The 14,929-nt window shown below is 72.0% G+C and carries 8 protein-coding genes; 5 read left to right on the top strand and 3 right to left on the bottom strand.

Going from position 1 to position 14,929, the window contains the following annotated elements:
• Positions 1 to 130 precede the first annotated feature (130 nt).
• The 5 genes from OG254_RS32715 to fxsT all read left to right on the top strand — a co-directional run bounded on the left by OG254_RS32715 (position 131) and on the right by fxsT (position 8,839).
• Positions 131 to 1,129 (top strand): AAA family ATPase, encoded by a 999-nt coding sequence (locus tag OG254_RS32715; RefSeq protein ID WP_405588913.1) that lies wholly within the window; start codon positions 131 to 133, stop codon positions 1,127 to 1,129.
• A gap of 3 nt (positions 1,130 to 1,132) precedes the next feature.
• Complete coding sequence (locus OG254_RS32720) at positions 1,133 to 4,414, top strand: SAV_2336 N-terminal domain-related protein (RefSeq protein ID WP_405588916.1); 3,282 nt, start codon at positions 1,133 to 1,135, stop codon at positions 4,412 to 4,414.
• On the top strand, positions 4,411 to 4,563 hold the full coding sequence (locus OG254_RS32725; protein ID WP_405588919.1) for a hypothetical protein: 153 nt from the start codon (positions 4,411 to 4,413) through the stop codon (positions 4,561 to 4,563). Before OG254_RS32720 ends, OG254_RS32725 begins: the two co-directional genes overlap by 4 nt.
• A complete protein-coding gene (locus OG254_RS32730) occupies positions 4,560 to 5,756 on the top strand; it encodes an FxsB family cyclophane-forming radical SAM/SPASM peptide maturase (RefSeq protein WP_405588922.1) in 1,197 nt (398 codons plus the stop codon). Before OG254_RS32725 ends, OG254_RS32730 begins: the two co-directional genes overlap by 4 nt.
• A 122-nt stretch (positions 5,757 to 5,878) precedes the next feature.
• Positions 5,879 to 8,839 carry an FxSxx-COOH system tetratricopeptide repeat protein gene (gene fxsT / locus OG254_RS32735; protein WP_405588925.1) on the top strand — a complete coding sequence of 987 codons (2,961 nt, stop codon included), beginning with the start codon at positions 5,879 to 5,881 and terminating at the stop codon, positions 8,837 to 8,839.
• Positions 8,840 to 8,924: 85 nt separating this feature from the next.
• Here fxsT and OG254_RS32740 read toward each other — a convergent pair whose 3' ends face one another.
• The 3 genes from OG254_RS32740 to OG254_RS32750 form a co-directional block, all read right to left on the bottom strand.
• Complete coding sequence (locus tag OG254_RS32740) at positions 8,925 to 12,719, bottom strand: multifunctional oxoglutarate decarboxylase/oxoglutarate dehydrogenase thiamine pyrophosphate-binding subunit/dihydrolipoyllysine-residue succinyltransferase subunit (protein ID WP_405588927.1); 3,795 nt, start codon at positions 12,717 to 12,719, stop codon at positions 8,925 to 8,927.
• Between the two features lie 280 nt (positions 12,720 to 12,999).
• Positions 13,000 to 14,106, bottom strand: coding sequence for an ATP-binding protein (locus OG254_RS32745; RefSeq protein WP_351192061.1), 1,107 nt, complete (start codon positions 14,104 to 14,106; stop codon positions 13,000 to 13,002).
• A complete protein-coding gene (locus tag OG254_RS32750; protein ID WP_405588930.1) occupies positions 14,103 to 14,840 on the bottom strand; it encodes a response regulator transcription factor in 738 nt (245 codons plus the stop codon). The genes OG254_RS32745 and OG254_RS32750 overlap by 4 nt, the downstream gene beginning before the upstream one ends.
• Between the last annotated feature and the right edge of the window lie 89 nt (positions 14,841 to 14,929).

Genomic DNA, 14,929 nt, shown 5'->3' on the forward strand with positions numbered 1-14,929 from the left:
TCGAGGACTGGCCGGAACAGCCCGTTTACCAAGGCTGTTCCGGGTATGTTCCCAGGGGCCCGCTGCGGGCGCACGACGCTCCCGTCGGCCAGGACGTGGACCACCCCCGACCGTCGACGAGGAGCGCGCCATGAGCGAGTGGTTCATCTACCGGGGGATCGGAGAGCCGGATCCGGCCAGGATCGCCGAACTGCCGGACCCGCCGCCCTGGCGTGACTTCGACGCCGAACCCGTCGACTACGAGGTCCCCGAGCTCGACTCCTCCACCCACCGCAGGCTCGGCGAGCGCACCGTCCCGCTGCCCGTCCAGGACCCCGACGCCCTCGAACTCGTCAACGCGGCCCTGTATCTGAGGCGCCCGCTGCTCGTCACCGGCGAACCGGGCGTCGGCAAGTCGACGCTTGCCCACTCCGTCGCCTACGAACTCGACCTCGGCCGCGTCCTGGAGTGGCCGATCGTCAGCCGCAGCGAACTGCGCGACGGCCTCTACAGCTACGACGCCATCGGCCGACTCCAGGACGCCCAGCTGCCCGGCGAGGCCGCGGCCGAGGACATCGGCCGGTACATCACGCTCGGCCCGCTCGGCACCGCCCTGCTCGCCGCCGACAAGCCCCGGGTGCTGCTCATCGACGAGCTCGACAAGAGCGACATCGACCTGCCGAACGACCTGCTGAACGTCCTGGAGGAGGGCCGGTTCGCCATCCCCGAGCTGAAGCGGATCGCCGACCGCACGCCCGAGGTGCGGGTCGTGACCGACGACGGACGCCGGGTGACGGTGACGGACGGTCAGGTCAGCTGCCGGGCCTTCCCGTTCGTCGTCATGACCAGCAACCGCGAGCGCGAGTTCCCGGCCGCGCTGCTGCGCCGCTGCATCCCGCTCGACCTGAAGGCCCCACGCGACGAACGCCTCGCCGCCCTCGTCCAGGCGCACTTCGGACAGGGTGCCTACGACACCAACCACGACCTCGTCGACCAGTTCACCCAGGCCGAGGCGGACGGGGCGATGCGCCCCACCGACCAGCTGCTCAACGCCATCTTCCTCGCCCAGCACGCCGCCCGGGACGCCGGCCAGCGGCGCGAGGAGATCTCGGAACTGCTGATGCAGCCCCTCGACCGAGGACCGCGATAGCCGATGGCCTCCGGCGCTCCCGGCAACCCCGCCGACGGCGTGAGCCCCGTGCTCACGGCGCTGGTCGCGCGTATGCGGGACGCGGGCATCCCACCCGGGGTGGAGGAACTCGCGGACGCGCTGTGGCTGGCTCGCTGGCTGCCGCCGTCCGCGGGGCGGCCAGGCAGGACCGGCCAGGTTCCCCTGGACCCCGCGCTCGAACGGCCCGCGTTCCCCGGCATGCCGCCCCCGCACCCACCGCAGTCCCTGCGCCTGCCCGACGAGGACGACGAACCCCGGCAGCCCGACGGCGCCCGCCTGTTCGCACCCGGCCCGGGCGGCGACGGCGCGGGCACCCGGATGACCCCGGTACGCGTCCCCGCCGCACCCGCGCTGCCCGAACCCCTCGCCCTGCAACGCGGCTTACGGCCCCTCCAGCGCTACCGCGCGCCCGTACGACCGGTGCCGCGGACCCTGGACGAGCGGGCCACCGCCGAACGCGCCGCCGAGTCCGGGCTGGTCCTGCCCGTCCTGCGTACCGACCGGCGCCGCGAGGCACGCCTGCTGCTCCTGATGGACGTCTCCACCTCGACGGTCGTGTGGCAACAGGCCCTGGACGAACTGCGCCAGGTCTGCGCCCGCGCCGGCGCCTTCCGCGAGGTGCAGGTGCGCTATCTGCACGAGGCGCAGGGCGGCCGGCCCGGCTGCGCGGCCACCGCGGAGCCCACCGCCGCGCTCTACGCGCCGGAGCAGCTCAGCGACCCGACCGGGCGGCGCGTCACCCTGGTCCTCAGCGACTGCGCCGGGCCCATGTGGCGCAGCGGCCTCGTGCAGCGGCTGCTGCACCGCTGGGCCGCCACGGCGCCCGTGGCCGTCGTACAGCCGCTGCCGCAGCGGATGTGGCTGCGCACCCATCTGCCGGCCCGGCGCGGGCTGCTGCACCGGCGCGAAGGGCCCGCCGGGTCGCTTCGGTTCCGGCCCGAGAAGGGGCCGGTGCAGACGGGCGCGCTGCCCGTTCCCGTGCTCGCGCTGCGCCGGGACTCGGTGGAGGGCTGGGCGCGGCTGGTGTCCGGCGCCACGGGACAGTCGCTGTCCGCCGCGGCCGGCTGGGTGCGGGCCGACCATCCCGCGTCCGCGGCGCCGGTGCGTGCCGCGCAGGAACGCAGCGGCGCGGAGCGCGTCCGCACGTTCTGGCGCCCTGCGTCCTCCCAGGCGCGCCGGCTGGCGGTGTATCTGTCCGCGGTGCCGCTGTATCTGCCGGTGATGCAGCTCGTCCAGCACGCCATGCTGGCCGGGAGCGGGCCGGACGTGCTGTCCGAGGTGCTGCTGAGCGGGCTGCTGCGGCGGCGGGAGGACGCGGACGATCCGCGTGCCGTCCGCTACGACTTCCTGCCGGGGGTGGCCACCGAGCTGCGGTCCCGGCTGTCGGTCGACGACGTGGAGCTGCTGTTCAAGCACTGCTCCGAGTACGTGGAGCGCAAGTTCGGGCGCAGCGCGCGCAACTTCCCCGCGCTGGCGGGGGCCTTCCTGCGGGGCGCGGTACCGCCGGGGGAGCAGGCGGCACCGCTGACCGGTTCGGGGGAGCGGGAACCTGCCGGGCTGCGGGCGTTCGCCGAGGTGTCGGCGGACGTGCTGCGGGACCTCGGCGCGCGACTGCCGGCGGTGGCGGTGGGGCCGGGGCACAACGCCTCGGAGCTGTTCGATCTGGGGCGGCAGGCGTTCGCCCGGTTCAACGGCGAGGGGCTCACCCGGGAACTCGACGCCGCGGTCGAGCTGCTGCGGCAGGCGGTGACGGTCGCCCGGACCGGCGGGGGGCAGGCCGCCGCCGGCGCGGAGCTGGCCCACGCGTTGCTCACCCGGTGGCGGGTGCGGCGCGTCGGCGAGGACCTGCTTCAGGCGTGGGAGGCGGTCGACGGTCGGGCGCCCACCGCGCGAGGGCGGCTGGTTCTCGGGCTGGTGTCCTGGACGCAGGCGCAGGAGGTGCGGGCCGGCGGAGTCGGCTTCGACGGCATCCCGGAGAGCCTGCGGGAGTGGGCGCTGCGGCAGCCGGGGCGGGCTGAGGAGAACGCGGCCGCCGTGCTGCTGTATCTCGCCGACCGCAACCTCACCGCCGTACTGGAGGACACGGACACCGATGCCGAGGCCGTGGCGCATCGGAGAGTCGCCGCGGAGGCGTCGGCGGGTGTGCGGCGGGCCGTGGCGGAGGCGGGGCCGGGCGTCCGGGGCGAGGACGAAGCCGCCCTCGACGCCGGGGACTGGCAGGTGCTGCACCTGTGGCGGGCCGTCGACGCGGCGAGTGCGTGGATCCAGCGGTCCGGCTCCCCGCTCGCCCTGGCCGCCCGGGGCCGGCTCTGGCTCGATCTGGCCCGGCGGCACGAGGAGCACTCCGTGGTCGCCGCCGACGACGCCGCGAGCGCCGCCGAGGACCTCATGGAGGCGGTCCGGGACGAGACCGCGCTGCCGGCCGCCGAGCGCTGCCGGATCTGGCTGGACGTGGCGGCCGCCGTGGAGATCCCGCAGCCGGAGCGTGAGGAGAGCCTGCTGCTGTACGCCGTGGAGCAGGCGCAGCGGGCCGCGGGCGACGACGCGGAGCTCAGGTTCGAGTGCCTGGTGCGGGCGGGGAAGAGCTACCGCGACCGCCATGACCGGTCCGGAGCGCTGATCCAGCTGAACCGCGCCGTCGAGGCATGGGAGCAGGCCGTGGAGTTGATCGGTGCGGACGACCCCCGGCGGCCCGGGGTGCTGACCGATCTCGGTCTGGCGCTGCACGTCCGGTTCGGTCTGCGGGGGGAGGCCGAGGACATCGCCAGGAGCATCGATCATCTGCGCCGGGCGGTGGACGAGTGCCCGCCGGACGATCCGCGCGTTCCGGGGCTGCGCCGGAGCCTGGGACACGCCTACCAGAGGCGCTACCTCCTGAGCGGTGTACTGACGGATCTGTACGAGGCCGACTGGCTGTTCGCGGAGGCCGTTCGCGCCACCGAGAACCCGGGGCTCATCGCACAGAGCCTGACCAGTCGCGCGGTCGTGTCCCGGCTCCTGTACGAGCGGACGGCGGCCATCGCGCATCTGCAGAAGGCGATCGACCTCTGCAACCAGGCCGTCGAGTTCGCCGAGGAGGCGGGTGACGACGAGCTGGTGGCCGCAGCCCTCATGAGGCGCGGCCAGGCACGGGAGTCGCAAGGCAGGCCCAGGACGGCTCATGCCGACTACGACCGCGCCCTCCACCTGACCGACGACCGCGACCGCGGCCGCCTCCTGCGTTCGTACATCTCCCGCCTGTCCCCCGGAACGGCCGACGAGTGACCCTCCCCACCGACGACATCCCGATACCCCTCCCGGAGATCGCCCCGCCCACCCATACCGACCACCCGGTACTGGCCGCGATCCTCGCCGAACTCCGCACCCGCGAGGGGGAGTCCACCGTCGTCGCCCACTACGAGGACGCGCCATGACGACGCACCCTCACCCACCCTGGCCGCACGCCCTCCTCGACCCGACGGTCCATCGGCCGGTCCCCTTCCGGCAGTTCGTGCTCAAGGTGCACGGCCGCTGCAACCTCGACTGCACCTACTGCTACCTCTACCAGGGCCCCGACCACGGCTGGCGCGAGCGCCCGGCCCGCACGTCCGAGCGCACCATGCGGCAGGCGGCGGACCGCATCGCCGAGCACGTCCGCACCCACGGCCTGGACGCCGTCCGCGTCGAACTCCACGGCGGCGAACCCCTCCTCACCGGCCCCGACCCGGTCATCGCCTACGCCCGAGCCGTACGGGAGGCCGTCCCCGCCGGCTGCCGGGTCACCGCCACCGTCCAGACCAACGGCACCCGCCTCACCGCCGCGGCCCTCGACCGCCTCGCCGGCGCGCGGGTCCGGGTCGGCCTCAGCCTGGACGGCGGGCGGGCCGCGCACAACGCCCGTCGGGTCGACCGCGCCGGACGCCCCGCCTGGCCCGCCGCCCGCGCGGCGGCCGAGCGGCTCGCGGCGCGAGGGGAGTCGTACGCCGGCATCCTCTGCACGATCGACCTGGCCGCCGACCCCCTGGACGTCTACCACTCGCTGCTCGAACTGCGCCCGCCCGGCGTGGACTTCCTCCTCCCGCACGCCAACTGGGGCCGTCCGCCCACAGGCATCGACCCGCGGCCCCCGGGGCGACACCGCCCCCGTCCCACCCCCTACGGCGACTGGCTCGCCGCGGTCTTCGACAGCTGGTGGGACGCGGGACGGCTCGCCACGCGCGTGCGGCTGTTCCAGGAGATCGCCGGGCTGCTCCTCGGCGCGCCCAGCAGGGCCGAGGCCGTGGGGCTGTCGCCGATGGCCGCCGTCGTGGTCGAGACGGACGGCGCGATCGAGCAGGTCGACTCGCTCAGGTCGGCGTACGAGGGAGCATCGGAGACCGGACTCGACGTCTTTCGGGACTCCTTCGACCGCGCCCTGCGCCATCCCGGCGTCGCCGCACGGCAGCTGGGGGAGCGGGCGCTGGCCGAGGAGTGTCTGGGCTGTCCCGTGGGGAAGGTGTGCGGAGGCGGGAACTACGTCCACCGGTACGCTCCCGGGACCGGGTTCCGGCATCCCAGTGTCTACTGCGCCGATCTGGAGCGGCTCGTCCGGCACATCGCGCACCGGCTGGAGGGCACCGCCCGGTGAACCTCAGTGACCGGAACCATGCTCAACTCAGCACCTCTGGAGCCGATTTGACGCACAATTGAATAACCTGTGCACACTCGTGACCAGGCTCGGTCGAGGCGGAACGGCGGGGAAACGGCGAGATGGCGGCGGAACTCGGACATGTCACGGTGGTCTTCGCCGGACAGAGCGAGTCCTGGGCCAAGTGGATCGACCACCAGATCCGGGCCGCGGGACGGGGCACCACGCTGATCAGGTGGAACCCGCTGCGCCGACCGCCGACCGCCGAGGCGTTCACCGAGCTGCTGAGCGCGCCGGGCCGCGTCCTGCTCGTGATCGACGACTGGCACGAGCGCCTGGGCAACGAGCGCTTCCAGGCCTGGGCCGAGGCTCTGCACCAGGTGCTGCCGACGTACGGGGACCGCATCGCCGCCGTCAGCATCACCGCCCGGCCCATGCCCGACGCCGTCATCGCCCTGGCCCCCGTCGAACTGCGGGGCCTGAGGCCCGAGGTGGCGCGCACCCGGGTCCTGGAGTGCGCGGGCATTCCCGCCCCGGGCGCGCTGATCGACCTGCGCCGCGGCCCCCGCTTCCCCGACGACCCGCCGGACGTCTGGCAGGTCCCGCGCCGCAACCGCCGCTTCATCGGACGCACCGAACTGCTGGAGAAGGTCTACGGCGCCTTCTCCGCCGCCGGATCCGACGGCGCCGCCGTGGCGCTGCTGGGCCCCGGCGGCTTCGGCAAGACCCAGCTGGCCCTGGAGTACGTCCACCGGTTCGCCGGCGAGTACGACATCGTCTGGTGGGTCAGCGCCGCCCAACGCGTCACCGCCCGCCAGCAGTTCGCCGACCTCGCGCCCGCCCTGGACCTGCGGGACTCCGGAGACCTCGCCTCCACCATCACGGCCGTACGCCGGGAACTCGACCGCACCGCGCGGCCCTGGCTGCTCGTCCTGGACGGCGCCGGCGACCCGGAGCGGCTGGACGGCCTCCTGCCCGAAGGGGGCGGCCACGTCCTCGTCACCACCCACCGCAGCGAGTGGGGCGCCCACGCCGAGAACATCGCCGTACCGGTCTTCGAACGCCGCGAGAGCGTCGCCTTCGTCGAGCTGCGCACGGCACGCCTCAGCGACCCGCAGGCCACGCGCCTCGCCGAGGCGGTGGAGGACATGCCCCTGCTGCTCGACCAGACCGCCGCCTGGCTGGACATCAACCCGACCGTGCCGGTCGACGACTACATCCGGGACATCCTCGACGGCCGCCCGGACCGCTTCGGCGTCATGGCCTCCGGCCAGTACCCGGAGAGCTTCGAGGTCGCCTGGGCGAAGCTCGTCAACACCCTGCGCGACGGCTCGGAGTCCGCCTGGCAGCTGCTCAACCTGCTGGTCTGCTTCTCGCACGACGTGGTGCCGGTACGGCTGCTGCAGACCTCCCGGCACGGCGACCTGCCCGCCGAACTGGCCGAGCTGATCGCCGAGCCCAGCAGCTGGAACACCGCCCTGCGCCGGCTGTCCGAGATCACCTCCATGCGGATCGAGTACGAACCCGGGCCGCGCATGGACACCCAGACCGTCGGCACCCTGCGCATGCACCGCCTCTTCCACCGCTTCGTACGGTCCATCCAGTCGCCGGCGGACGCCGAGCGCTACTCGGCCGCCGCCCGCAGGGTCCTCGTCTCCGCCGACCCGCGCGACTCCTCCTCACCCGGCAACTGGGCCCGGTACTCCGCCCTCATCCCGCACCTGGAACCGTCCGGGGCCCTTGAGTCGCCCGACGACGACGCCCGGGAACTCGTCCTCAACTGCATCGAGTACCTGCGGATGCGGGGCGAGTACCACGACGGCTGGTGGCTCAGCCGGCTGGCCGTGGAGCGCTGGCGGGCAACCTCCGGCGACACCGACCGCTCGGTGCTCGTCGCCGTCCACCAGCTCGCCAACATGCTGCGCAGACTGGGGAAGTACGCGGAGGCGGAGACCGTCGGCCGCGAGATCCTCGGACGCCTCGACCGGGCCGAGCACGTACGGCCCATCGAGGTGATCCGCGCCAAGGACGGCCTCGGCGGCACCCTCATGGCGCTCGGCCGGTACCCGCAGGCCCGCGCGCTGTTCGAGGAGGCCGCCACGAGCGCCGCCGCGGAACTCGGCGGCGAGCAGGTGCCGCGCACCCTGGCCATCCGCAGCAATCTCGCCGTCGCCGTAGGCCTCCAGGGCCGCTACACCGAGTCGCTCGCCCTGCACCGCAAGGTCTTCGAGGCCCGGGTGGACGTACTCGGCGGACGCGACGCCCTCACCCTCAACTCCGCGCTGCGCTCCGCCTGGATGCTGCGCCTGCTCGGCAGCTACCGCGAGGCGCTGGCCATCCAGGGCCACAACTCCCGCGTGCACAGCCAGGTCCTGGACCGCACCCACAGCCAGACCCTGCTCGCCGAGCACAACCTCGCGCTGTGCGCCCGCCGCGTCGGAGACCTGCAGTTCGCGCACGCCATGCTGCGGGGCGTCCGGGAGAAGCTGATCCGCCGTCGCGGCCCCCTGCACCCGGAGACGCTGATGGTCTCCTGCGACTACGCGATGCTGCTGCGCGACCTGGAGCGCACCGACGAGGCCAGGGACCTGGCCGAGGCCACCGCCACCCACTACGCCGCCCAGCTCGGCGAACGCCACCCGTACGCGATCGGCGCGCGGGACAACGTCGCCACCGTCATGCGGGACATGGGCGAGCACCGGGCCGCGCTGGAGCTGTCCCGGCGGACCGCGCGTCAGATGCGGCGGGCCGTCGGCCAGGACCATCCGTGGACCATCGGCTGCGCCAAGAACGAGGTCGCCGCGCTCGCCGCCGTGGGCGAAGCCGACGAAGCGGCCGCCCTGGGCCGGGAGAGCGCCGACCGCTCCGCCCGGGTCCTCGGCGACGCGCACATCCTCACCATCAGCCTGCGGGCCGGACTGGCACTGGACCTGACCGAACTGGGAGAACGCACGGAGGCCGGGGCGCTGCACCAGGACGCCGTCGCCCGGCTCACCTCACTCCTCGGCGCCGACCACCCGCACACCCGCACCATCCTCGAACGGCACCGGCCGTACTGGGACTTCGAGCCCCAGCCCATCTAGCCGAACGCCGAAAGGCCCGGCCCCGAGTCGCGATGGACTCGGAACCGGGCCTTCCGATCAGATCCCGTGCAGAGGATCCGCAGGCTTACGCCTCGAACACCTCACGCACCAGCTGCTCCTGCTCGGCCTGGTGCCGCTTGGCGGAACCGACGGCCGGGGACGAGCCGTGCGGACGGGAGATCCGCCGCAGACGCTCGCCATGCGGGATGTCGGCGCCGACCGCCAGGTCCAGGTGGTCGATCAGGTTGAGCGCGATGAACGGCCAGGCACCCTGGTTCGCCGGCTCCTCCTGGGCCCACAGGTACTTCTCGGCGTTCGGGTACTTGGCGATCTCGGCCTGGAGCTCGGCACCCGGCAGCGGGTACAGGCGCTCGATGCGGATGATCGCCGTGTCCGTGACGCCGCGCTTCTGGCGGTCGGCCTCAAGGTCGTAGTACAGCTTGCCGGCGACGAAGACGACCTTGCGGACCGCGGCCGGGTCGACCGTTGAGTCGCCGATGACGGGGCGGAACTGGCCCGACGTGAACTCCTCCGTCTTCGACGCGGCGGCCTTGAGGCGCAGCATCGACTTCGGCGTGAAGACCACCAGCGGCTTGTGGTGCGGGTTGTGCACCTGCCACCGCAGGAGGTGGAAGTAGTTCGACGGCAGGGTCGGCATCGCGACCGTCATGTTGTTCTGGGCGCACAGCTGGAGGAAGCGCTCGACACGGGCCGAGGAGTGGTCCGGGCCCTGGCCCTCGTAGCCGTGGGGGAGCAGGAGCGTGACGCCGCTCGTCTGGCCCCACTTCTGCTCGGACGCCGAGATGTACTCGTCGACCACCGTCTGCGCGCCGTTGACGAAGTCGCCGAACTGCGCCTCCCACATCACGAGCGCGTCGGGACGGGCCAGCGAGTAGCCGTACTCGAAGCCCATGACTGCGTACTCGGACAGGAGGGAGTTGTAGACGTTGTAGCGAGCCTGGTCCTCGGCGAGGTACTGGAGCGGAGTGTGCTCCTCGCCCGTCTCACGGTTGATGAGGACCGCGTGGCGCTGACCGAAGGTGCCGCGCTGGGAGTCCTGGCCGGACAGCCGGACCGGGGTGCCCTCCAGGAGAAGGGAGCCGACCGCGAGGGTCTCGCCCATGCCCCAGTCGATGGTGCCGTCCTCGACCATCGCCGCCCGGCGCTGCAGCTGGGGCAGCAGACGCGGGTGCACGTGGAACGTGTCGGGGATGTTGACCTGGGACTCGGCGATCCGCTTCACGACCTCCGCGGAGATCGCGGTGCTCACGGCGACCGGGAACTCGGCCCGCAGGTCGGACACCGGCTCGGCGCTCGGCTGGGAGACGGCCTCGCGGACCTCCGTGAAGACCTTCTCCAGCTGGCCCTGGTAGTCCTGCAGGGCCTGCTCGGCCTCTTCCAGGGTGATGTCGCCGCGACCGATGAGGGACTCGGTGTAGAGCTTGCGCACCGAGCGCTTCTTGTCGATCAGGTCGTACATCAGCGGCTGGGTGAAGGCCGGGTTGTCCGACTCGTTGTGACCGCGGCGGCGGTAGCAGATGAGGTCGATCACGACGTCCTTGTTGAACGCCTGGCGGAACTCGAAGGCCAGGCGGGCAACGCGGACGACCGCCTCGGGGTCGTCGCCGTTCACGTGGAAGATCGGGGCCTCGATCATCCTCGCCACGTCCGTCGCGTACATCGACGAGCGGGACGACTCCGGGGCGGCGGTGAAACCGACCTGGTTGTTGATGACGATGTGGACCGTGCCGCCCGTGCGGTAGCCGCGCAGCTGCGACATGTTCAGGGTCTCGGCCACCACGCCCTGGCCCGCGAAGGCCGCGTCGCCGTGCAGGGCCACCGGCAGGACGGTGAAGTCCGTGCCGCCCTTGTTGATGATGTCCTGCTTGGCGCGGGCGATGCCCTCGATGACCGGGTCGACCGTTTCCAGGTGGGACGGGTTCGCGGCCAGCGAGACCTTGATCTGCTCGCCGTCCAGGCCCGTGAAGGTGCCCTCGGCGCCCAGGTGGTACTTCACGTCGCCGGAGCCGTGCATCGACTTCGGGTCGAGGTTGCCCTCGAACTCGCGGAAGATCTGGGCGTACGACTTGCCGACGATGTTGGCGAGGACGTTCAGCCGGCCGCGGTGGGCCATGCCGATGACGACCTCGTCCAGGCGGGACTCGGCGGCCGAGTCCAGCACCGCGTCCAGCAGCGGGATGACGGACTCGCCGCCCTCCAGGGAGAAGCGCTTCTGGCCGACGTACTTCGTCTGCAGGAAGGTCTCGAAGGCCTCCGCGGCGTTCAGCCGGCGCAGGATGCGCAGCTGCTCCTCGCGCTCGGGCTTGGTGTGCCCGCGCTCGATGCGGTCCTGGATCCACTTGCGCTGCTTGGGGTCCTGGATGTGCATGAACTCGATGCCGGTGGTGCGGCAGTACGAGTCGCGCAGCACACCGAGGATGTCGCGCAGCTTCATCAGGGACTTGCCGGAGAAGCCGCCGACGGCGAACTCGCGCTCCAGGTCCCACAGGGTGAGGCCGTGCTCGGTGATGTCCAGGTCGGGGTGCTTGCGCTGGCGGTACTCCAGCGGGTCGGTGTCGGCCATGACGTGGCCGCGGACCCGGTAGGAGTGGATCAGCTCGAAGACACGCGCGGCCTTGGTGACGTCGTCGTCGTGCGAGGCGTCGATGTCCTTGAGCCAGCGGACCGGCTCGTAGGGGATGCGCAGCGCCTCGAAGATCTCGTCGTAGAAGTTGCTCTCGCCGAGCAGGAGGTTCGCGACGATCCGCAGGAACTCGCCGGAGGCGGCGCCCTGGATGACCCGGTGGTCGTAGGTCGACGTGAGCGTCATGACCTTCGAGATGCCGAGCTTGTTCAGGGTGTCCTGGGAGGTGCCCTGGAACTCAGCCGGGTAGTCCATGGAGCCAACGCCCATGATGACCGACTGTCCGGGCATCAGACGCGGGACCGAGTGCACGGTGCCGAGGCCACCGGGGTTGGTCAGGGAGACCGTCACGCCGGTGAAGTCGTCCATGCCCAGCTTGCCGTCGCGGGCGCGGCGGACGATGTCCTCGTAGGCCTGCCAGAACTCGAAGAAGTTCAGGGTCTCGGCCTTCTTGATGCCCGCGACCACGAGCTGGCGGTCGCCGTTGGGCTTGACCAGGTCGATGGCGAGGCCGAAGTTGATGTGCTCCGGCTTGACCAGGGTCGGCTTGCCGTCCTTCTCCGCGAAGGAGTAGTTCATCGACGGCATGGCCTTGATGGCCTGCACCATCGCGTAGCCGATCAGGTGCGTGAAGGAGATCTTCCCGCCCCGGGCGCGCTTCAGGTGGTTGTTGATGACGATGCGGTTGTCGAAGAGCAGCTTCACCGGGACCGCGCGCACGGACGTGGCCGTGGGCACCTCCAGCGAGGCGTTCATGTTCTTCGCGACCGCGGCGGCCGGGCCGCGCAGCGTCAGGAACTCCGGGCCGCCGGCGGCAGCGGGCTCGGCCTGCTTCGGCTGAGCGGGCTTCGCGGCCGGGGCGGGCGCGGCGGGCTGCGCCGCAGCCGGGGCCGGGGCAGCAGGCGCGGCGGCCGCGGGCCTCGGGGCCACGGGGGCCGGCGCGGGCACCGACGGGGCGACCGGAGCAGCCGGGGCGGCGGGCGCGGGCCTGGGGGCCGTGGAGGTCTCTGCGGCCCCCGCGGCCGCAGTACCCGCCGGAGCCGCGGCGCCGACGCCGGGCTTGTAGTCGGCGAAGAAGTCCCACCAGGCTCGGTCCACGGAATTCGGGTCCTGGAGGTACTGCTGATAGATCTCGTCGACGAGCCACTCGTTCGGTCCGAACGCGGCCGCGGGGTTCTTGCCCGCTTGGTCGGTGTCGGTCGAGATGCTCGAGTTACTGGGGGACTGTGGCGACACGGCGGCAACCGCCCTCTTCCGCTTCACAAGGTGATGGACAGCGGGAATAAAGGCTACGCCTCCATGGCCGGGAAGGTCAGGTCGAGCAAGGTCATCGTCGCGTAAGTCACATCAGAAAGCGTGTTTCGGGCCTGGAAATGGCGGGAAACAAGCGAGGTTCCGCTTCAGATGGGATGGGAGGAGCGCGACACGGCGCACCGAAAGCGCAGGTCTGGACCTGATCACACGTGTCCGTCAGCCAGGACGGACGTGGATCTTGTGGCTCCGCTTCGACTTTACGTCAACTTGGAACGGATGGCTGCCCTGGAAGGGTGACAAGAATCCGGCAACCCCGATCGGATTCGGCCACACCGATCCGGCCGCCGTGCAGATCCACCGCCCAGCGCGCGATGGCCAGCCCCAGCCCCGTGCCGCCGTCGCTGCCCGGCCCGTGCGGCCGGCGCACGGCGCCCCGGTTGAAGCGCTCGAAGACCTTGTGCCACTCCGACTTCGGGATGCCCGGACCCTCGTCCAGGACCTCCAGCTCCAGCGACTCCGGGTACGACCCGCGCCGCGCCTTGACCGTCACGCGGCCGTGCGGCGGGCTGTGCTTGATCGCGTTGTCGATCAGGTTGGCGACGACCTGGTGGATGCGCTCGGGGTCGGCGTGCGCCGTCAGCTCCGGCGGGGAGACGTCGAGGTGCAGATGGACGTCCGTACGGGTGTGGCTGCCGGAGCCCGACGCCATGCCGCCGCGCGCCGAGGCGACCATGTTGGCCTCCTTCAGGACGCCGGACAGGTACGGCCACACCTCGAAGCGCCGCATGCGCAGCGGTACGACGCCGTTGTCCAGGCGGGACAGGTCGAGGAGGGTCTCCACGAGCCGGCCGAGGCGCTCGGTCTGCTTCAGGGCCGTGCGCATGGTCTCGGGGTCGGCCGCGGCGATGCCGTCGACCACGTTCTCCAGCACGGCCCGCAGGCCCGCGATGGGGGTGCGCAGCTCGTGCGAGACGTTCGCCACCAGTTCCTTGCGCTGCTGGTCCTGGGCCTCCAGCTCGTCGGCCATCAGGTTGATCGTCTCGGCCAGGTCGCCCAGCTCGTCCCGGCGGTTCTCCTTCACCCGGCGCGTGTAGTCGCCCTGTGAGATGGACCGGGCCACGGTGTTCATCTCGTCCAGCGGCGCGGTGAGCGAATGGGCCACGAACTGCGTAATGAGCAGTGTGGCGATCATCGAGAAGACCGTGATGAAGCGCAGCTCCGTCTGCGTGCGCACCGCGATCATCGACAGACCGGTGGTGATCAGCACCGCGATGACGACCAGCGCGCCCAGTTTGGTCTTGATCGAGAACGGACTGACGCCGCCCCAGGGCTCCCCGGGGCCTCTCCGCGCGGCCGGCCCGTCGCTCATGGCGTCGGTGTCTCCAGGGCGTAGCCCACGCCGTGCACCGTGCGGATCCGCTCGGCGCCGATCTTCCGGCGAAGCGCCTTGATGTGGCTGTCGACCGTCCGGGTGCCGGAGGCGTCCGCCCAGTCCCACACCTCGGCGAGCAGCTGCTCGCGCGAGAGGACCGCGCGCGGGGTGTTCGCCAGGCACACCAGCAGGTCGAACTCGGTCGGCGTGAGGTGAACGTCGTCACTGCGCACCCGCACCCGCCGCTGCGCGTGGTCGATCTCCAGCTCGCCGAGCCTGAGGATCCCCGACCGCGGGGTCGTGGCGGCCAGCGCGGCCCGCTCGACGCGGCGCAGCAGTACGTGCACGCGTGCCGCCAGCTCCCGCATCGAGAACGGCTTGGTCATGTAGTCGTCGGCGCCCACGCCGAGCCCGACCAGCATGTCGGTCTCGTCGTCGCGCGCGGTCAGCATCATCACCGGCACCGGCCGCTGGGCCTGCACCCGGCGGCATACCTCCAGGCCGTCGAAGCCCGGCAGCATGATGTCGAGGATCAGCAGGTCGGGCTGCCAGGCCTCGGCCGTGTCGACCGCCGCCGGACCGTCGCCAGCCGTCTGCACGAGGAACCCCTCGGCGCGCAGGCGAGCCGCGATGGCGTCCACGATGGTCGGATCGTCCTCGACCACGAGGACCCGGCGCTGAGCGCCCGGGGTCGCCGCCGTGCCGTTGTGGGAGGTGTGTGTCTGCTCCATCGCCCGCCCCAAAGTTGCTTTCCGGAATCCGTGGGGTGATTCCTCTGACTGGCTATGCCTGCTCATGCTTGCGATTGACGCTTGAATGA

Origin of the sequence: Streptomyces sp. NBC_01092 (assembly GCF_045039535.1) — a bacterium.
Classification (GTDB): Bacteria; Actinomycetota; Actinomycetes; order Streptomycetales; family Streptomycetaceae; genus Streptomyces.